Source organism: Streptomyces sp. NPDC087845, from assembly GCF_044742755.1.
Taxonomy (GTDB): Bacteria; Actinomycetota; Actinomycetes; order Streptomycetales; family Streptomycetaceae; genus Streptomyces.
In genome coordinates this window covers 157,087-177,544 of record NZ_JBIUVC010000009.1, presented here as the reverse complement: position 1 = coordinate 177,544, position 20,458 = coordinate 157,087, and the positions used below count along the sequence as shown (strand labels likewise).

Here is a 20,458-nt window from a genome sequence, read left to right as displayed (position 1 = left end):
GGGGGACGCCCTGGGCCGATGTGAAGTCATCGCCAGTACGGTTCCTCGATGCCGTCGTCAGCTCCGGGTGGCGTACACGATGAGGTTGTCCACCGGGTGGCCCTGCGCGTCGAAGGCGCCGTCGCAGGTGATGAGACGCAGGACGCGTCCGTTGGCGGAACCGTAGACCTTCTCGGTCGGGAAGGCCTTCTTGCTGACGGTCTCCGTACCGGTGACCCTGAAGTGGATCTCCGCTCCGCGGTCGTTGCGGATCGCGATGTCCGCACCCTTGTCGATCTTCTTCAGATCGTGGAAGACGGCCTTGCCGAAGCGGGTGTCGTTGTGCCCGATGAGGACCGCGGCGCCCCGCTCACCGGGGGCGGCACCGCCGGTGTACCAGCCGACTGTCATGCCCTTGTCGGCGGGCGGGACCTCGACGGTGCCGTCCGCGTTCAGACCGAGCCGCATCAGCGCACTGTCCACCCCGATCGACGGGATGCTGACATGGGTGGGGCTCGCTGCGGTCTCCTGCTTTCCGGGCTTGCCCGGTGCCCCGGCCCCGGTGTCCTCGGACGAGTGGAGCGGGTCCGGGGCACCGGCCGAACCGCTCTTGCCGTGCGGTGCGGCGGACGAAGCGTCCACGGCGGCGGAGGAGCAGCCGGTGAGGGCGAGGCAGACGAGCGCCGGAAGCGCGGCGCGCCAGAACGGCGGAGGCGTACGGGACATGGGTGCTCCAGGAAGTTACGGAGAAGGGGAGTGGCGCCGCCCGGTACGGGGCGGCGCCACGCAGAAGACCGGCTGCTGAGCGCGGTCGGCTGCCGTGCACGGTCAATTGCCGTGCGATGTCAGTCGCGGTGACCGAACCGAAGTGTCGTCGGTTCAGCGGCCCTGCTGTGCGGCGGAGCGGCGGCGCAGGACGACCGTTCCCGCGCCCGCGACCAGAAGGGCGGCCGCGGCCGACCCGGCGAGGGCGGTGGTGTGGTCGCCCGAGGTGCCGGCCGGTCGCTCGCCGGCGGCTACGCCGCCACGCGGAGTGGTACCGGCCGGAGCCTTTTCACCGGCGCGCTGCACGGCCGGTGCCGGGCTGTCGCCGGCGGCTACGCCGCCACGCGGAGTGGTACCGGCCGGAGCCTTTTCACCGGCGCGCTGCACGGCCGGTGCCGGGCTGTCGCCGGCGGCGACGCCGCCGCGGGGCACCGCCGACGGCTGCACCGCCTTCGCGGGCGCGGCGGACCGCTCGACAGACGGCGCCGAAGCCGTGGGCTTGGGCGTGCTGTCGGCGAAGGCCGCGGCGGACGGGACGAGTACCGCGCCCGCCGCGACAGCGGCAAGGACGGCGGTACGGAGGGACAGACGGTGGGGCATGGGCATGGCTCCATTCCTGGTCGGCCTCGGTGGTGCCCGGATGCCGGTTCGCACCGGGCGCAAGGCGTGCCGACAGGCTGGCGTGAAGTTATGAAGAAGCTGTCAGATCGCTGTGGTCATCGCATCAGACCGGATCCGCACCGCTCCCGCGGTCGCCGTCCGCACCGCTTCAGTTGCCGTTCGTACCTCTTCCGCTTCCGGTCGCACTGCTCCCGCCACCGCCGTCCGCACCGCTCCCCGGCAGACCCGTCGATTCCCCTCCCGGCTCACCCGAGCCATTCGTCCCAACCGAGCCATTCGCCTCACCTGGCTCCGGCCCCGGCTCGGCCCCCGCCGCATCCACCGGCAGGCGGAGCGTGAACACCGAGCCCCGCCCCTCGACGCTCACCGCACTCACCGAGCCGCCGTGCGCCTCGACGAGTTTCCGTACGATCGCCAGGCCCAGCCCGCTGCCGCCCGTGCGGCGGCTGCGGGACTTCTCGGCGCGCCAGAAGCGGTCGAAGACATGCGGCAGATCATCGGCCGAGATCCCGCTGCCGGTATCGGTGACGTCCACCACCACCTCGTCCACCGCCGTCTCCTCACCCGCCGTCTCGTCACCCGCCGTCCCCTTGTCCGCCGCGGCCCCGGAGCCGTATGCGTGCAAGGTGACATTTCCGCCCGCCGGAGTGTGACGCACAGCGTTGGAGACCAGGTTGCCGATGACCTGACGCAGCCGGACCGGGTCGGCCGTCAGACCGGGAAGGGGATCCCCGGCTGTCGATGTGCGGACCGTCAGCGTGACTCCCGCCGTCTCGGCCCGCCCCTGGTGGGCCGCGGCGACCTGGCCCAGCACGTCCTCGATGCGTACCGGCTCGGGGTGCAGCCGCAACGCGCCCGCGTCGGCCGCGGCCAGATCCTGGAGGTCGTCGATGATGTGCTGCAACTGCACGGCCTCCGTGTGCAGCGAGGAGATGAACGCCGGATCGGGCTCCGCCAGACCGTCCTGCGCCGCCTCCAGCCAGCCGCGGATATTGCTCAGCGGGGTGCGCAGTTCATGGGCGACATCGCTGACCATGTCCTTGCGCTGCCCTTCGAGGCGGGCACGGTGGGCGGCCATGTCGTTGAAGGCGGCGGCGAGCCGCCCGATCTCGTTGTCGCCGGTGACCAGCACGGGCGCGGAGCCCTCCCCGTCCCGCATGCGCTGTGCCGCACCGGTGAGGGCCCGCAACGGCCTTACGAGCCGGGCCCCGGCCAGCACCGAGGCCCCGACGGTGAGCGCCAGGACGAGCGCCGCGACGCCCGCGATCTTCGCCGTGTTCGCCGGGGAGAGGTCGAAGCCGGGCACGGTCGTGTTGCCCTCGTCGCCGATGAACAGCAGCGCGGGCGAGGCGACATAGGAACTGAGCTGCTCGCGACGGGCCGTGCCCACACAGGAGGCGGTGGCCCGGTCGTCGTCGCCGGTCCGGACGCTCGGCGCGGGGGAGGCCACCATGGTGCCCGCGCGTGCGTTCGCCACCGGTAGGGGACGCTCGCCCCAGGACAGGTCCAGATTGAGCTCCACGCCGGTGCGGTCCTGACGTTTCAGGCAGGCGTTGGCCAGCTGATTGAGTTCCCCCAGGGCCTTGCGCTCGGTCGCCGTCGGGAGGGCCAGGTCGTCGAACGAGCACCGGGTGCCGTCCACCCGGTCGGGATCATTGCCGACGACCTCGATGCGCGGGCGACCGCTCGGTCCCTGGACCGCGTCGGCCGCCACCCCGGACCGGCTCAGGCATGCCACACTCCGTTCGGCGGCACGCTGCAACGCCGCGCGTTCGGCCCGGGGGAGCCGGAACGGACCGACCGCGCGCGGGTCGACGCGATCGGCCGTGGCGTTCGCCGTCCGGCCCACCGTCTGGGACAACGCCGTGTCCACGGAGAGCGGATCGATGATCGTGGACGCCTGGGGCGGCAGTGCGGGCGGGGACGGCAGGGTGGCGGAATCGGCGAGGGGCCGGCGCTGCTCGGTGGTGAGGGCGATCCGCCGGCCGGACTGCCGCGCCAGGTCACGCACGGTGCTGTCGACACCGTCCCAGGTGGGGTGGGCCGCCGCATATCCGAGCAGGGTGTTGTAGATCCGGGCGTCCGCGGTGAGATTCTGCCCCTGCTCCTGCTTGATGGCTCCGGAGGTGGTCTGTACGGCGAGCCAGGCAGTGGCGGCCACCGAACACGCCGCCACCAGCGCCGACACCGCGAGCAGCTGGCCGAACAGACTCTTGCGCAATGGCAGCCGTGCCCGCCGGTCACGACGTATTCGTTGCTCACGAGGGCGCGGCGCCCGCTGACCGCGCTGCTCCCGTGCCCGCCGGTCACGACGGACCGGCACGTCACCCACCCCGCTAGGACGACGCACGGGAAGCGTTCCTGGCCGGATCCGTCAGCTTGTACCCCACACCGAAGACGGTGAGCAGCCGGACCGGCCGACGCGGCGCGTGCTCGATCTTCTTCCGCAGGTTCATGATGTGCACATCGACCGTGCGGAGGCTGATGTACCGGTCGAAGCCGTGCAGCTCCTCCAGGAGCCGCTGCCGGCTGAAGACCCGCTCGGGCTCCGCCGCCATCGCGGCGAGAATCCGGAACTCACCGGGCGTGCACTCCACGAACCGCCCCTCGACCGACACCTCGTGCCGGACCGGGTCGACCAGCAGCGCACCCACCGCCAGTGCCTGGTCCGCGGCGGGATCGGCCTCCGCCGAGACCCGCCGGGCGCGGCGCAGCAGCGTCCGCACGCGTGCCATCAACTCACGCGGGCTGTACGGCTTCGTCATATAGTCGTCCGCGCCGAGATCCAGGCCCAGCAGCAGATCGTCCTCGGTGCTGCGGGCCGTCAGCATCAGCACCGGCACCTCCCGGTGCTCGGCGCGCAGCACGCGGACCACGTCCAGACCGTCCGCCCGGGGCATCATCACGTCGAGCACCAGCAGATCGGGCTCCCGGTGCCGGACCTCGGCGAGGGCCGCGAGGCCGTCCCCGACGACTCTGACCGCGTGCCCCTCGTGTTCGAGGTATCGGCGTACGAGTTCGGCCTGCTTCTCGTCGTCTTCGGCGACTATGACGTTTGCGCACACAGGGACGATCGTAGATGAGCTCGCGCGGGTCCCTCACGGTGTCGGACCGCCGCGTTCGGCCGTGGAGCGGATCACCGGACCATAGGCTGGACCCGCAGACACGGGTCGGCCGGGGAGGGAGTACGGGTGAGCAGCTGCGGTACGGAGGACGAGGGGGCCGTGCACAACACCCTCTCCGGGGACGCGGTGGTGGCCGGTCCGCTGGTCATGGCCAGGAACGTCGGACAGATCGTCCTGCCGCCCGGCGCGCCGGGCGTGCCACCGAGCCAGGTGCCGCCGCCCAGCCGCTGCTTCGTCAACCGCACCGCGGAGTTCGCCGCCCTCCGTGCGGTCGCGGCCTCGTATTCCGTGGAGCGGTCGCCCGGCATCGTCGTGGTGACCGGACTGGGCGGCGTGGGCAAGACGCAGCTGGTGGCGAACTGGGTCAACGAGGACGTGAAGGAACACTGCCCGGACGGCCAGTTGTACGTCGACCTCGACGACTACCGCCGGGACGGCGCCGTCGACACAGCCGGGGTACTGGCCGGATTCCTGCGCGCCCTGGGGGTGCACAACCAGTACGTGCCCCCTGGGCTCGCGGAGCGGACGGGACTGTTCCGGAGCATCACGGCCGGTCGCGCCGTGCTCGTCGTCGCGGACAACGCGCACCATGCCCCGGAGGTGCGGCCCCTGCTGCCGCCCAGCGGTCTGCTGGTCGTCACCAGCCGCAGGCGCCTGCCCTCGCTGGAGATGGACGGAGCGGTGTCGATCGTCGTGGACCCGCTCGACGTGGGAGCGGGCGTGCAATTGGTACGGCGGTGGCACGTCACCGCCGCCGAGGACGCCGCCGCCGAACTGGTACGGCTGTGCGGCGGGTTGCCGCTCGCCCTGCGCGCCGTGGGGGAGTGGCTCGCCAGCCGCCCCCAGCTGCGCCTCGACGACGTGGTGCGTGACCTCGCCGCCCAGCACGGACACGGCGCGGGCGAGGAGTCGCGGGAGACCGACGGAACCACGACGCGAACGGGCGGAGCGATGACGGGCGACACCGGTACGGGAAGCGTCGGGGCCGCGCTCGACACCGTGGTCGACGGATTCGACGACCGTACGCGGCAGCTCTACCGCCTGCTCGGGCTCCTTCCGGTGAAGACGGTGACCGGTGCCGCGCTCCGGGCCGCCGGTGCGGTACATGTCGACGACGCCCTTGGGGACCTGCTCATGGCGCACCTGGCCGTGGTCGTGGAGGCGCAGGACGACGGTCCCCGCTACCGGCTGCACGACATCGTCCGGACCCACGCGTGCCTGCGGGCGGCGGACGTTCCCCCGCAGGAGCGCCGGGCCGTACTGGGGGCGGTTGTCGGCTTCTACACCGAAGCGGCAGCACACGCGGACGCGCTGATCCTCGGCACCCGTTTTCGACTGCAGGCGCCTCCGGCACGCTCACTGGCCGAACTCGGCCCCGGTGCACCGCTCTTCACCGACCGGGCCAGTGCCCTGGACTGGCTGGACGCGGAGCGCGCCAACCTCGTCGCAGTGCTCCGCGTCGCCGCAGGAGAACGGTGGTACGACGCCGTGTGGCGGCTCTGCGAATCGCTGTGGGCGTTCTACCACAGCCGCAAGGACTACGCCGACTGGATCGACGCGCACCGCCTCGGGACCGAGGCCGCCCAGCGGGAGGGCCGACCGGACGTCGAGGTCCGCATACGCAACCAGCTGGCCCGCGCCGAGTACGAACTGGGTGAGTTCGAACGGGCCGGACACGAGCTGGCGGCCGCTTCCGCCCTGCTCGATCTCGTCGACGATGCCCGGCTGAGCGGTGTGGTGTGGGAGACCCAGGGGCTGATCGCACTGTCCCTCGGGCGTCCCGACGACGCCCGCCACCTCTTCGAGCGCGCGCTCCGGGCCAACACCGAGTGCGAGGACCGGCACGGCATCGTGGTGCAGAGCTACAACATCGGGCAGGCCCTGGTCGCGGGAGGCCGCTGGCAGGAGGCCCTCGACGTGCTGGACGGCGCGGCGGCGACCGCCCGCGACAGCGGCGACGATGCCATGCTGCCGCGTATCGGCCTGGTCGCGGCCCGGGCCCTGATCGGCCTGGAGAGCTGGGGGCGAGCCGTCGAGACCGTGGTCGCGGCGGCGGACCAGGCCGCGCGGTCCAAGCTGTACGCCAAGCTCGACCAGGCGCTCTCGCTCCTCGCGGAGCTGGCGGAGCGGACGGACGACACGCCGCTGCGGGAAGCCTGCGACCACCATCTGCGCGAACTCCGCCGACGGCTGGGCATGGCACCACCACCGGCCGGGTGACCCGCACCGACGACCGCCACCGCCCATCCCCTTCACTGTTCCGGAGCCACTGTTGACCTTGGTGCCGTCGAAGCTGCGCCGCCGAGCCGCCGCCCGGTCCCGCTGGAACACCTGGGAGCCGCCGAAGGCCGCCGTCCTGGGTGTGGCACGCACCCTCACCTCCGCGACGCGGGTGCTCGACGTCATGCGCCTGCTGCGTGCCGAGGACGGCATCGAGAAGTACTACACCGTCAACCCGGGCTCGGCCTTCGGCGACGGGCTCGGGGAGTACCTCCGCGCCCTGGGCGTACGGGTCCTCACCTGGGAGGAGGCGACCCGGCGTTCGTTCGATCTCGCCGTCTCGTGCTCGGTGCACCCGACGATGAGACGGCTGGACGCCCCGCTGATGGTCCTGCCGCACGGCGCCGGATACAACCGTCTGGTGGCGGAGTCCACCGGGGACTCCCGGGTGCCCGCCGGGCTGTCCCGCCGCGAACTCATGTGGCGGGGCAAGGTGGTTCCGGCGGCCATCGGGGTCTCGCACCAGGAGCAGATCGACCGGCTCGCCGCGACCTGCCCGGAAGCGGTTCCGTACGCCGTGACCGTCGGCGACTGGTGCTTCCAGCGGATCCGGGCCAGCATGTCCCGCCGCGATCACTACCGGGCGCGGCTCGGCGCCGTCGACGGACGCCGGCTGGTGGTCATCCACTCGACCTGGAGCAGCCACTCGCTCCTCGGCCGCCATCCCGGCCTGCCCCTGCGACTCGTCACCTCGCTGCCCGTCGACGAGTTCGCGGTCGCGGCCGTCTTCCACCCCAACGTCTGGGCACGCCACACCCCTGACGGTGTGTTCGACCGGCTGGCCGAGGCGATGGACGCCGGACTCATGATCATCCCGCCGCAGGAGGGCTGGCGCGCGGCGGTGGTGGCCAGCGACTGGGTGGTGGGCGACCACGGCTCCACCTCCTTCTACTCGGCCGCCGCCGACCGGGTCACCCTGCTGGCCGCGACCGGGCTCGACGAGCTGGATCCCGCGTCACCCGCCGCCGCGTTCGCCCACCGGGCTCCCCGGCTCGACCCCGACGGGGACGTGTACGCCCAGCTCATGGACGCGGCACGGCGCTACCACCCCGAAGACCTGAGACCGGTCGTCGACCGGCAGCTCGCTTCCGTCGACACGTCGGGTGCGACGACACAGGAACTGATGTACGCGTTCCTGGCGGCGCGGGGCGTACGCACGCCGCGGCACGCGCCGCACCCCGCCCCCGTCCCGGCCCCCGAACCGGCACACCACCCCGCACCCACGGCCTACGACGTCACCGGCGCCCACGACGGGACGGGAACCGTCGACGTCCGGCGCCGGCCGCTGGTCGTCGGGGACCACACGGAGGCCAGGGGCTTCTACGCCGTCACGGACGAGGTGAACCACCTGCTGTGGAGACAGGCCGCAGAGGTCGTCGCCCGGACCGGGATCGAGGCCGAGCTCCCGGCCACGGAGTGGGCCGACCGCGAAAGCAGGCGATCCGAGCATGCCAACGTCCTGGTCGCGGCGGTCGATCCGACCCGCTGCCTGGTCCGCCTGCGCGGCGGCCGCGAACTGGAGGCGCGCACCGAGCGGGCGTGGGGGACACGACGGCCCCCGCTCGACGCCGTGGTTCTGGGCGCGGCCGTCAACCTCTGGCTCACCGACACGGCGCGGGACGGGGACGAGGACCTCACGGACGGACTGTCGGTACGGACCGGGGACCGGCAGATCCGTGTGACGTTCTCGCCCCGCGGAACCGGTGACCCGCCGCCGAGCGGGGACGGCCCCGAGCACGGGTAGCTCAGGGCGGTGGCAACGACGGATGCCGGCCCGGGCGGCGGCGCAGAGCTCAGGAGCGTGCGCGCCCTTGCCGCGCTCGGCGGCGGACGCCGGGACGCGCCCGAGCGGTGAGGACGGACCCGGCGGCCCGGTACTCGTCGTGCCACCCGTGACCACCGCGCCGAACGCGGTGCCTTCGTGCCTGCGGGTCCCACCCGTCCGCGAACGCACCGCGCAACCCGCCGCCGGCAGCGCTCCCAGCGGCCGGGATCGCGCGACGGGGCGCACGGAGGCCGCCGCTCCCGTTCCGGTGCCCCGGCCCTTGCCCCAGCCGTCGCCGCCTGGTCTTGTGTACCGCGGGCACCGCGGGTGATCCATGACGAGGCCGCGGCCGGGACGCGCGCACCAGGCGCGTGGGCACGGCCGCGTCGGGGAGAAGTGTGGAATCAGTGACCGGACACGAGGTACGGGGCACGTTGCCCGAAGGGCTCGGCGCCGCGATACGGGCCACCGCCGAGGAGATCGCCGCGCTGCTGCGCGGGGTTGCCGACACGAGCGTCCCGGTGCCCGGCTCGGAGTGGACCGTCGGGCAGGCGGCAGCTCATCTGGCGCAGGCCAACGAGCTGATGGCCGACATCGCGGCCGGGCGGGAACGCGCCTATGGGGACGGAACACCGCAGAGTCTGGCGGCGGCCAACGAACGTGCGCTCGCCGCCTTCGAGGAGCGGGCCGCCGATCCGCTGGCCGCGATGATCGTGACGCACGCGGAGGCATACCTCGCGGCGGTGGGCCGGCGCACGACGGACGAGAACACCACCGTGGTCACCCCCCTGGGCCCGATGAGCCGGGCGGTGCTGGGCTCGTACCTGCTGACACACATGCTCGGCCACGGCTACGACCTGGCCCGTGCGCTGGGCCGCCCGCACATGATCGACCGCACCCGCGTCGAGCTGTCGCTGCCGTTCCTGACCACGGCGATGCCCCGGGTGACCGACGCCGCCGCCACCGCCGGGCTGACCGCCCGCTACACGATCCGCCTGTGGGGCGGCGCCCGCTTCGGCACCGCCTTCACCGACGGCGCCGTATCGGTCACCCCGCAGCCGCCCACCCGCCCGGACTGCACCATCCTCACCGAGCCGGTCACCTTCTTCCTGATGGCACTCGGCCGTTGCGACCCGTGGGGCGCCATGGCCCGCGGCCGCGTCCTCGCCTGGGGCCGCAAACCCTGGCTCGCCCCCCGCTTCCCGAGGCTGTTCACGGCGCCGTGAGGGGCGGGCGGGCCCGGCACGCGCGGCTGCGTCCGCCCGGAACGCCAGGACACCCGCCTCGCCGGACGGCCGAACGGACCGCCGGTACCGGACCGGGACGATCACCATCGCCGTGTCCGGGGGATGCCGACCTCTCTGCCGCTAACGTTGATCCGCACGGTGGCAGCGGCGGTGCCGGGGAGGGCGCACCGCGCGGAACACCGGGAACGAGGAGTGCGCGACATGCTGGATCCCACCTCGGTGGCGGCAATTTCGGCGGTACTCGGCGCGGTTGGTTCGGGAATGGCCAACGAGGCCGGCAAATGGGCCTGGGAGTCGACCGGCGGCTTCGTACGGAGAATCGTCGGGCGGGAGGTCCCCGCGCCCGTGGCGCCGGGTGAACGGGACGACGTGGCCCGCATGGTCCACGAGCAGATCCGCACGAACCCCCAACTCGCCGCCTCCTGGAACGCGTTCGCGTCCAGGGTGCACGGCGGACCGAATCCGGCGCGGGCCGCGCAGTCGCACCTCCCCGCCTCCGTGAGGTTCTTCACGGACCGCAGGGAAGCGATGAGGCAACTCCAGCGCGAGGCATCCCGGCGTGCGGACGGAAGGCCCCGCCTCGCCCTGGTGCACGGTCCGGACGGCATGGGTTCCAGCACGCTCGCCGTGCACTTCGGTTCCCGGCCGACCCGTCTCTTCCCCGATGGACAGATCTACGCGGACCTCGGCGGCGGGGGCGCCGCGAGCGCACGCGACGTCGGCACCGTCCTGCGCGTGCTGCTTCGCCAACTGGGCGTACGGGACGAGGAGATGCCCACGGCGACCGACCGGCTCGGTGAGTTCTTCCGGCACTGCGTGTCGGACCGCAGACTCCTGGTCGTGCTCGATCACGCGCACTCGGCGGCGCAGGTCAGGCCGTTCCTCACGTCGGCGCCCGCGGTCTTCACGATCGTGGTCGCCCGGACCCCGTTCCCCGGTCTCGACGCCGTACGGGTCCCCGTCGGTCCGCTCACGGACCGGGACGCCGTACGGCTGCTCACCGACATCACCGACAAGTCCACCGTCGCCGCGGCCCGCGCCACGCTGCCGTCGCTGCTCGCGCGCTGCGGCGGATCCCCGTACGCGCTCCGGGCCGCGGCGGACCGGCTCTCCGCCCCCACGCTTCCGCCGCGTCGGACCGACACCGACACCGACACCGACCCGGTCCAGGGGGCGGCAGAGGACAACTACCGGCTCCTCACCCCCGAAGCCGCCAGGCTGTACCGGCTGATGGCGCTGCGCGGCTGGCCCGCCTTCGACGCCACGGCGGCCGGACGGACCACCGGCCAGGACCCCGCTGCCGCGGTCGAACTCCTGGCGGACCTCGCCGACCGGATGCTCCTGGAGCGCAGCCGGAGCGGCAGCGACGACGGGCGCTACCACTACCGCCCCGGAGTCCGGGCACACGCCGAGGCGGCGGCGATCCGCGAGGACGGAATCGCGGCCTGCTCCGCCGCTCTCGCCCGCACGCTCCTCGCCTATACCGACCTGGCGGCATCGGCGGCCCACCAGGCACTTCCGGAGAGCTGGCGCGTCCCGGAGCCCGCCGACGACCGGACCGGGCAGAGATACGAGGACCGGGGTGCCGCCCTGGACGCACTGCTCGCGGAGTCGGGCAATCTGGTCGAGGCCGTTCGCTGTGCCGAGGAGTCCGGCGACCCGGACACCGCCGTGCGCCTGTGCCGGTCTCTGTGGCCGCTCCAGCTCAAAGCGGGGCATCACGAGCTGCTGCTGCCGGCGCTGCGCATCGGAGCACGCCTCGTCGACGGCCATCGTCCGGGAAGCCTCGACGCCGGGGCGCTCCATGCCCAACTTGCGCATACGTTCACCGAGTTGGGGCGCTGGGAGGAGGCGGAGGCCGAGACGCTGGCAGCGGCGCGGGCCGAGGAGTCGGCCGGCCACGGGCGAGGCCATGCCTCGGCCGTGGAGTTCCTGGGCCTGCTGAGGCTGCGTCAGTGGCGGTACCAGGAGGCGTACGAGTGCTTCGAGGAGGCGGGGGACATCCTGGGCACGCTGGGTGCGCACGATGAGGGAGCCGCCGATCTGCCGCGCGCCCAGGCCCTGTTGGAGCGCCATCGCGGACGAGCTCTGCGCGGGCTCGGGCGGAGCGAGGAGGCCCGGGAGAGGCTGGGCACCGCACTGCGCCGCTTCCGGGCGAGCGGTGACACCTACAACACGGCCCGGACGCTCACCGATCTGGCCGAGACCTGGCTGGACGGAGAGGACACCGAAGCGGCGCTGCCCCTGATCGACGAGGCGATCACCACGCTCGACGGCCAGCGCGCGGAGTACCACCTCTCGCATCTGCGGCGTATGCGGGAACGCTGCGTCACCCCGTAAGCGGCCGTCCCGCTTCTGGTGCCCCCTCAGCCGGGGGTGCCAGAGGCTCGACCCGCACGCGGTGCAGCCGGGCGCCCGTCCGTACGGAGAGCCCTTCGGCCACCGCCTGCGCGAGCCGCGCGGCGACGGCGGCCGAGTCATGGCTGCCCGTGGCCAGCCAGGCGTACAGGGCGGAGGCGTACGCGGCGGGGTCCGCACCGCGGATGTCACCCGCATCGGCGGTGGGCGTCGCCGCCACTCGCAGCGGCTCCGCGCCGCGCACCCGGACCACACACACGGACGGTCCGGTCACATAGGCCGCGAGCGAGCAGCCTTGATGGCGGCGGAGCACCTCGGCGGTCCAGGCCGACGGGGACCCGAACCGCGGATCGCCGGGTGCCCCGTTCCGGAAGATGACATCGGCGAGATCCAACTGGTCCACGTCACGGGTGTCCTCGTGCACGGCGACATGCGCTTCTTTGCCGCCGTCCGCGCCCGCCTCCTGCGGCGCCCCTGTCCAGCGGGTGACCGCGATCGTTCCGGGCCCGGTCACCCGCGACAGCACGCGCAGGGGGAGGGTGACCGTCCCGGGCTCGAAATCGGGCAGCGCGAGCGGCTTCAGGGAGGCCGGCCGACCGGGCTCCGGTGCACCCATCATCGCGTAGAAGAGTCTCCGCAACCGGACTGCGGATTCGCCCGGAACGGAGGTGGTGAACTCGGCAGGCCCGGCCAACGGCCGGTGACCGCCGATGAGTTGCTCGATCTGCGCCGCCAGTGACGTTTCGTGGTCGAGCCGTGGTGCCTCTCGCATGAACGCGGAGATGGGCGCATCGGGATCGAGGGCGTCGAGCGGTGCGGCCCCCAGGAGCACGGGAGTGCCGAGGGCGGCCGCGTAGTAGGTGACGGAACCGTGGTCCCCGATGACGGCATCGGCGGCCAGCAGGGCCTGCCGCCATCCCTTCAGCGGATCGATCAGCGCCAGTCCGCCGCGCCGCGCGCGATCGAGCCAGGCACGAATCTGGCCGGGCCCGTGGCCGTGCCAGATGTTGGGGTGCAGTACGGCCGCGAACCGGTACTCGTCCACGGGGAACTCCGCGGCGACCCGATCCAGCAGCGCAGCGACGACGTCACCCCCGCCCCGCCCCTCTTCGCCGTCGCCGACGAGCGAGTCGGAGCTCCAGGTCGAATTGAGCAGAACGAGCCGCTGGCCCGGCCGCACGCCCAACGCCCGGCGGAAGCGATCGCGATGGGGCCGGGCCGCGAGCATCCGGTCGAAGCAGGGATCCCCGGCGAGAACAGCGGTCGGCGCGGCCTCGGGACAGGCGATGCGCAGCCGTTCGTACTGCTCGGGGTGAGAGAGGACGAGTGCGTCCGCGACGGGCGCGCCCTGCGAAAGGAGCCACTCCGGGGCCAGCCCGAAAACGGGCGCAGGCGCCGCCCCCGACCCCGCCCCCGATCCGGTGTCCGGTGTCCGGTGTCCGGTGTCCGGTGTCCGGTGTCCGGTGTCCGGTGTCGCCAGCCTCTTAGTGTATCCAACGCCATGTGACAGGATGGCCAACTTCCCTGAGAAGACGTCCAGTTGGCCGCCGAAGCTGGCAGAGATGACCAGATCCACCTCCGTCTCGGCCGCCTGCTCCCAGGGCACGACCGGCACTCCGGTATCGGCAAGCAGCTCCGCCGTGCCGGCAGCGAACGCCGAGGAGCCCGTACAGGTCACCAGCAGTTGGACACGCCAGTCGTCGTCGAACAGGGGCAGCACATCGAGCAGGCGGGTCGCGGCGGTCACGTTGTGTACGACGACGAGCACGCGCAGGCACTTGCCCCGGGTTGCCCACCGCGCGGCATCGTCCCCCACCGGCACCCGGACCCACTCGGCCCGCCCGTACGCCATCCGCACGCCCCTTCCTCCAGTCCGGCCCGGCCACGATAGTCAACCGGCGCGACTCCGCGCCGCCGGGGCGGACCAGGACGTCCTCAGGCAGCCATCGCCACCGCGTCCCTGCTCAGCGATTCATCGATCGATCGGGACTGGTTCCGGTCGGCGAAGACGACGATCCGCAGCAGGGCGAACCGTCCGATCCCCGCCAGGGCGGACGCCGACAGGTAGACGGCCTGCTCGACCACGGCCGAGGGCTCGGGCCGTACGGTGTGCAGGCAGAGCAACGCGCCCGTCGTGAACGCATAGCTCACGGCGACCGTCACCCCGGACTGGAGATGGACCCCCCACCCCTTCCGCTCGCTCCGGAAGGAGACCCGCCCGTGCAGCTCGGTCGCGATCACCGTGGAAACGACGGTGATCAGAGCGTTGGCGACCGCCATCGGTATCCGGTCGCTGAGCAGGACGAGTGCCCCGCTCGACGCCAGCCCGACACCCCCGCCGCACACGACGAACCGCACAAAGGCGGCGACGAGCGGGTGAGGGGTGCGCGTCTGCCGACGCGATGGGGCGGTCACTGGCGGGCCTCCGTGGGCTGTCGGTTGGAGCGGTGTGTCGATTCCACCGCAGAACCTACGGAGCAGGCGTCGTCCGAGCGACTGGATAAACCCCCGACCTTCCCTGAGGGGCAACCCCGAGAGATCCCTGGGGGACGAAGTCGGCAGGGGGCGGCGGACCGGAGGAAGGGGCCGCCGTGGACGGCGGCCCCTGACACGCTTGCTGCGTGCCCGCGCGTGCTACGCGCGCAGCTCCAGAGTGAAGCCGCGGCCGGTGGACACGGACGGCGTCTTGATCTCCGTGACTCCGGTCGCGGGGTCGGTGAACCAGCCGGACCCGGCCGCGGCGAACTCCGTCGCCGAATTCAGCCGGTGCAGTCGGCTGTGGCCCATGACGATCCGTGACGGGGCGTTCTTGCCGTGCACGGTGACATGGTACGTGCGGGCGGACGGCTTGCCCGCGTAGCGGCCCACGCTCGCGCCGATGCTGATGGTGGTGCCGTCCTTCTTGCCCTGGGCGGGTGCCTGGACCCGTACGTGCTGGGTGGCCGAGGCGCCCTCGGTGAACTTCCTCGTCACGCCGTCGTCCTCGTAGAGCGTGTAGTCCGTGGTTCCCTGCGGGTAGATGTCGTAGTCGAGTCGGCTCCTGTCCCGTGACTCCCAGGACAGGGTGCCCTCGGGCCACATCGGCACGATCGATCCGCCCTTGACGAACAGGGGCAGGGTGTCGAGCGGTGCCTTGTAGCCGTCGACCGTGGTCGGACCCTGGTAGGTCTTCCCCGTCCAGTAGTCGGTCCAGGTGCCCTTGGGCAGGTAGATGCCGTCACGGGTGTCCGTGTCGCTGTACACCGGTGCGACGAGGAAGTCCGGCCCGGCCAGGAACTCGTACGTGGCGTTCGGTCCCAGTGCCGCCGGGTCGTCGGGGTACTCCAGCGCGAGCGGCCGGACCGCACCGACGCCGGTCTTCGTGGCGTCCTTCGACAGGGTGTACATGTACGGCAGCAGCCGCTCCTTGAGCTGCAGGTACGCGCGGTTGATGGAGGTGTACGGCTCTCCGTCCAGCCACGGCTGCTGGTCGTGCGGCTTCTTGGTGGTGATGTCGCTCGCCCAGCCGTCCATGGTCATGATGGCCGGGAGGAATGCCTTCCACTGCAGGTCGCGGGTGTACATCTCGGGGTCGTGCCGGTAGATGCTGCCGACGTCTCCCGTGTTGTACGCGATGCCGGACAGGGTGGCGCCGGCGTATGTCGGGATCTGCCAGCGGATGTAGTCCCAGGACAGGCTCTGGTCACCGCTCCACAGCACGCCGCAGCGCTGTGCGCCGGCCCAGGAGACGGGCAGCCAGACGAAGCCGCGGGCGTCGCTGTTGTCCTCGATGCCGGCCTTGGCCTGGTCGCAGGCGTCCAGCGCGAAGCCGTAGCCGCCGCCGACCCAGGCGACGTCCAGCTTGCGGACGCGGACGCCGGCCCTGGCCTCCTCGGCCTGGTCCGGCAGACCGTTCTGGGTCCAGAGGCCGAGCTGCGCGTGGTTCTTGTTGAGCCCCGCACCTGCCTGCGGAAGGTTCTCGTAACCGCAGCCGTAGCCGTCGTTGACGAGCATCCACCCCAGGGGCATCCCGTTCTGCACGTAGCTGTCGGAGACCTTCAGCGCGTCCAGGGTGTGGCGCTCGCCCCGGTTCGCGTTGTGGAGGTAGCAGTCGGCGGAACCGGGTTCGAGTCCGTACACCGGCGGCATGAACGGCTTGCCCACCAGGGAGGTGTACTTGCCGATGACCGACTTGGTGTCACCGGTGAAGTAGTAGGCGTCCAGGCGTCGTTCCTGCTGTCCGGTGCGGACCGGTGAGTTGAAGTCGTAGATGCCCGGGGTCATCGTGTTGCGGAAGACGCCGTACCCGGCGGTGGAGATGTAGAACGGCTGGGAGTTGTTGTAACCGCCCTCGTTCCAGTTGGTGTTGTTGCCGACGTTCATCACCCGGCCGCGGTGCGAGAAACTGCCGTTCTGCTCGCCGCCGCCGAAGAACTGTTCGCCGGAGCCGCGTTTCAGGCTCTGCCGCATGCCGCCGCCGGTCCAGCGCAGCGGATCGTCCTCCTGCCAGATGGCCGTGCGGTTGTCGGCCTTGTAGAGGCCGAAGCGCAGCGGCTTCTTGTAGACGCGCATCACCACGCCCTCGGAGCGGATTCCGTAGTAACTGCCCGCATCGAAGGACGTGGTGTGCCGTTGGGGCGTGGGCTGCCGGCGGATCATGTGGCTGTCCTTCGGGTCGGCGAGGACGCCGTCCGGGGATGCCTGCAGCCGCAGTGTGCCGTCGGTGAAGAAATCGGCGCGGGCCTTGAGGGCTCCAGCCCGGATCTCGTACGTGCCGTGCGAACCGCTGAAACGGGTGAGATCTCCGGCGTCGGTGGCCTCGGGGAGGTACGCCGTTCCGCTGAAGGAGTTGTTGTGCACGTCGTAGGGGACGACGACCACGTGGTAGGTGCCGGAGGCCTTCGGGACGACGGTGGACTCGGGGTCGGCCGTTCCCGCGCTGGAGGCCACCTGTTTGCCGGCCGAGTCGTAGATGTACATGTCGAAGTCGTCCGTGGGCGTCTCCCATTGGATGGAGACGGGCACGCCGCCCTCGGGATTGTCGTCCCACTGCCCCGCGGGCGGGTTCACGGTCAGGTCGAAGCGGGCGCAGACGGCGTTGTCCGGGTCGTCGGCGGGCGTGCCGCACTTGGCGGGGGAGTCGACGGTGCCCTTGGCGTAGACCGGGCTCTGCCATGTCACATGTTTCGTGGTCCCGTCGAGGGTGCCCGACGGCGTTGCCGCGGCCTGTGCCTGCGGGGCCGGGACGGTCAGGGCGGTGAGCGCGAGGACGATCACCGACAGCGTGCCGACCGCAGCCTGGCTGGGACGGTTCTGAAGGATCCGCAAGGAGTGTTCTCCGTTCGTACCGAACAGCGAAGTGGGCGATGCCTGCGCAGACATGCTTGGAACTCTGGAGATTCGCGCATCAGAATTCACCGTACGGCCGGTGCATGTCAACGTTCCAGTTCGGTGCTTCATGCCGATGACCCGACTCTGCGGACTCCGCCGGCCCCGGGGTGGCGGTGGGCGTTCCTGGCCGCGGTGCGCGGAACATCCCTGTCCTTATGGTCAACCATGCCCTGAAAACGGGCTCATCTGATCGAACAAGTGGCGAGAATGGTCGTGAACAGTGCCGAAAGACTCACTGAATGTCCCTATAGTGAAGCCGCGTTGACCGTGCGATCACCCGCGACGCGCGAAACCCCCGGCACAGGAGAATCCGTTCGATGACGACGCCCGCACCCGGTGCGCCCGAGTGCCCGTCCGCCGTCCCGCTCAGCGGTCCCGGCTTCCACACCGAACCCCACGTCGTCTACCGCGCCATGCGGAGCGAACACGGGCCCGTCGTGCCGGTGGAGCTCCCCGGCGGGTTCCCGGCCTGGCTGGTCATCGGGTACCGCGAACTCCACCAGGTCACCAGCGACGGCGATCTGTTTCCCAGGGACATCGGCCTGTGGAATCAATGGGGGAACATTCCGGAGGACTGGCCGCTGTTGCCGATGATCGGCCGGCCGATGCCCTCCATCTACTTCACGGCGGGCGCCGAACACCGGCGCCACGCCGCGATGGTGGGGCAGGCCCTCGAAGGGATCGAGCCGTTCGAACTCTCAGGCCACTGCGAACGGTTGGCCGACCGCCTCATCGACGGGTTCTGTGAACGCGGCACGGCCGATCTGATCGCCGACTTCGCCGTACCGCTGCCCGTGCTCGTCCTCGCCCGTCTCGTCGGCTTCCCGGATGCGGACGGGGCGCGGATCGCCGAGGTGCTGAGGGACCTCGCCGACGGCGGACCGGGCGCGCAGGAGGCCCATCTGCGGTTCGGGGAGCACATGCAACGGCTGCTGGCGGACCGACGGGCCGTGCCGGGCGACGATGTGACCTCCCGAATGCTGGCGTACCCCGGCGTGTTCACCGATGAGGAGTATGTGCTCGACCTGATGGCCATCACGGCCGCGGGACACCTGACCACGGCGGACTGGATCGGCAACTCGCTGCGGCTGATGCTCACCGACGATCAGTTCGCCGTCGCGCTCTCCGGTGGACGCCACAGTGTCGCCGAGGCCATGAACGAGGTGTTGTGGGAGGAGTGTCCGACGCAGATCCTCGCCGGCCGGTGGGCGGCCCGTGACACCCGGCTGGGCGGCAGAAGCATCCGGGCCGGGGACATGGTGCTGCTCGGCCTGGGCGCCGCCAACACCGATCCGCACATCCGGCAGCACCTCTCGACCACGGCGGGGCCGCCAAGCCAGGGCGGCAACAGCGCGCATCTGGCGTTCAGCCACGGCGAATACCGCTGCCCCTTCCCCGCCCAGGAGACAGCCGAGGTCATCGCCCGTACCGGCATCGAGGTGCTGCTCGACCGGCTGCCCGACCTGGAGCTGTCCGTCCCCTCGCAAGCGCTCGTCCGGCGGCAGTCCGCCTTCCTGCGGGGGATGACCGAACTCCCCGTCCGGTTCACGCCCGTACGTCCGACAGGAGACTTCTCTTGAACTGCCCGCACGCTGCCTCACATGAGGCCACCCCGGGTGGCGGGGTCGTCGTGATCGACCCGCTGGTCCAGGACCTCGACGGTGAGACGGCGCGGCTGCGCGACGCCGGTCCGCTCGCCAGGATCGAACTGCTCGGAGTCACGGCCTGGACCGTCACCCGGCATGCCGTGGCCCGTCAACTGCTCGTCGATCCACGCCTGGTGAAGGATCTGGACGCCTGGGGGCTCTGGCAGCGCGGGGAGGTCACGCATGCCTGGCCGCTCATCGGCATGATCGATGCCGGGCGTTCCATGTTCACCGCGGACGGGGCGGAGCACCGACGGCTGCGTACCAAGACCTCCCAGGCGCTCACTCCGCGCCGACTGGAGGAGATACGCCCGCAGATCGAGAGGTTCACCGAGGAACTGCTCGACGCCCTCGCCGAACAGGGCGAGAGGAACGAGGGCGGTGTCGTCGACCTCAAGTCCGTGTTCGCACAGCCGTTGCCGATGCGGGTCGTCGGCATGCTGATGGGGGTGGACGAGGCCGAGCACCCCATGCTGATGAAGCGGTACGAAGCATTCTTCTCCATGCTCACACCGCAGGAGGAACGCCTGTCGCTGCTGGCCGAGTTGGACGTCTTCTACGCCGCCCTCGTACGGGAGCGGACCGCCCGCCCGGCCGACGACCTGACCAGTGCGCTCATCCTCGCCGAGGAGGGCGGGGAGCCGCTCACCGAGGAAGAGGTGGTGGGCAACCTCAAGGCGATGGTGGCCGCCGGGCACGAGACCACCATCGGGCTCATCCTGAACGCCGTACGGGGCCTGCTCGGCCACCCCGACCAGTTGAGCAGGGTTCTCGACGGCGAGATCCCGTGGGAGGCGGTGATCGAGGAGACGCTGCGCTGGGACACCCCGACCACCCATCTGCTGATGCGTTTCGCCACCGAGGACATCCAGGTGGGGGACGAGATGATCGCGAAGGGCGAAGGAGTGGTGATCTCCTACCGCGCCATCGGCCGTGACATCGAGCAGCACGGGCCGGACGCCGACGCCTTCGACATCACCCGGCCGGCCCCGATCCGTCACATGGCCTTCGGTCACGGCCCCCACATCTGCCCCGGAGCCGCCCTCTCCCGGGTGGAGGCCGGCATCGCCCTGCCCGCCCTGTTCAGGCGCTTCCCCGGGTTGCGGCCGGCCCTCGCGGACGAGGACTTCCGCAACTTGCCGGTGATGACACAGAACGACATGGAGTCCTTCCCCGTCCTGCTGCACGGCTGAGCGGACCGGGAGGACGCCGAGGGCCGCCCGGAAGGGACCGGGCGGCCCGAGTCCCTGTCCGGCGTGCGGGGAGCAGGGCAGCGGGGCGGGGTGCGGCGGCGGCGCCCGC

Annotated in this window: 13 protein-coding genes; 6 read left to right on the top strand and 7 right to left on the bottom strand. The window is 71.6% G+C overall.

Annotated elements, in window-relative coordinates; genetic code table 11:
* Window positions 1-57: 57 nt before the first annotated feature.
* The 4 genes from ACIOMQ_RS23630 to ACIOMQ_RS23615 form a co-directional block, all read right to left on the bottom strand.
* Entirely contained in the window at window positions 58-705 is a 648-nt protein-coding gene (locus ACIOMQ_RS23630) for a class F sortase (protein WP_362196496.1), read from the bottom strand.
* A 153-nt stretch (window positions 706-858) separates the two neighbouring features.
* Entirely contained in the window at window positions 859-1,344 is a 486-nt protein-coding gene (locus tag ACIOMQ_RS23625; protein WP_402190206.1) for a hypothetical protein, read from the bottom strand.
* A 169-nt stretch (window positions 1,345-1,513) separates the two neighbouring features.
* A complete protein-coding gene (locus tag ACIOMQ_RS23620; RefSeq protein ID WP_402190204.1) occupies window positions 1,514-3,586 on the bottom strand; it encodes a sensor histidine kinase in 2,073 nt (690 codons plus the stop codon).
* 115 nt (window positions 3,587-3,701) lie between these two features.
* Entirely contained in the window at window positions 3,702-4,430 is a 729-nt protein-coding gene (locus ACIOMQ_RS23615; RefSeq protein WP_402190202.1) for a response regulator transcription factor, read from the bottom strand.
* A 126-nt stretch (window positions 4,431-4,556) separates the two neighbouring features.
* On the opposite strand from ACIOMQ_RS23615, the gene ACIOMQ_RS23610 reads away from it, so the two are divergent.
* The 4 genes from ACIOMQ_RS23610 (at window position 4,557) to ACIOMQ_RS23595 (ending at window position 12,122) form a co-directional block, all read left to right on the top strand.
* Window positions 4,557-6,710: a regulator gene (locus ACIOMQ_RS23610; RefSeq protein WP_402190200.1), complete on the top strand. Its 2,154-nt coding sequence runs from the start codon at window positions 4,557-4,559 to the stop codon at window positions 6,708-6,710.
* Window positions 6,711-6,894: 184 nt separating this feature from the next.
* Window positions 6,895-8,514, top strand: a complete 1,620-nt coding sequence (locus ACIOMQ_RS23605; RefSeq protein WP_362197120.1) for a hypothetical protein — start codon at window positions 6,895-6,897, stop codon at window positions 8,512-8,514.
* Between the two features lie 428 nt (window positions 8,515-8,942).
* Complete coding sequence (locus tag ACIOMQ_RS23600; protein ID WP_401756254.1) at window positions 8,943-9,761, top strand: maleylpyruvate isomerase family mycothiol-dependent enzyme; 819 nt, start codon at window positions 8,943-8,945, stop codon at window positions 9,759-9,761.
* Between the two features lie 222 nt (window positions 9,762-9,983).
* Complete coding sequence (locus ACIOMQ_RS23595; protein WP_402190198.1) at window positions 9,984-12,122, top strand: tetratricopeptide repeat protein; 2,139 nt, start codon at window positions 9,984-9,986, stop codon at window positions 12,120-12,122.
* On the opposite strand, the gene ACIOMQ_RS23590 is transcribed toward ACIOMQ_RS23595, so the two are convergent.
* The 3 genes from ACIOMQ_RS23590 to ACIOMQ_RS23580 all read right to left on the bottom strand — a co-directional run bounded on the left by ACIOMQ_RS23590 (window position 12,112) and on the right by ACIOMQ_RS23580 (window position 17,501).
* On the bottom strand, window positions 12,112-13,992 hold the full coding sequence (locus tag ACIOMQ_RS23590; RefSeq protein WP_402190195.1) for a hypothetical protein: 1,881 nt from the start codon (window positions 13,990-13,992) through the stop codon (window positions 12,112-12,114). The two genes, ACIOMQ_RS23595 and ACIOMQ_RS23590, sit on opposite strands and share 11 nt — an antisense overlap.
* 83 nt (window positions 13,993-14,075) lie before the next feature.
* Window positions 14,076-14,555: a hypothetical protein gene (locus tag ACIOMQ_RS23585; RefSeq protein ID WP_362196468.1), complete on the bottom strand. Its 480-nt coding sequence runs from the start codon at window positions 14,553-14,555 to the stop codon at window positions 14,076-14,078.
* 219 nt (window positions 14,556-14,774) lie between these two features.
* The gene (locus ACIOMQ_RS23580) at window positions 14,775-17,501 is read right to left on the bottom strand and encodes a TIM-barrel domain-containing protein (protein WP_402190193.1); all 2,727 of its coding nucleotides are present in this window, start codon (window positions 17,499-17,501) and stop codon (window positions 14,775-14,777) included.
* Window positions 17,502-17,827: 326 nt separating this feature from the next.
* Here ACIOMQ_RS23580 and ACIOMQ_RS23575 point away from each other — a divergent pair, with 326 nt between their 5' ends.
* Together ACIOMQ_RS23575 and ACIOMQ_RS23570 are read left to right on the top strand one after the other, a co-directional pair.
* The gene (locus tag ACIOMQ_RS23575) at window positions 17,828-19,090 is read left to right on the top strand and encodes a cytochrome P450 (protein ID WP_362196462.1); all 1,263 of its coding nucleotides are present in this window, start codon (window positions 17,828-17,830) and stop codon (window positions 19,088-19,090) included.
* Window positions 19,087-20,349: a cytochrome P450 gene (locus ACIOMQ_RS23570; protein ID WP_362196459.1), complete on the top strand. Its 1,263-nt coding sequence runs from the start codon at window positions 19,087-19,089 to the stop codon at window positions 20,347-20,349. Before ACIOMQ_RS23575 ends, ACIOMQ_RS23570 begins: the two co-directional genes overlap by 4 nt.
* Window positions 20,350-20,458 lie beyond the last annotated feature (109 nt).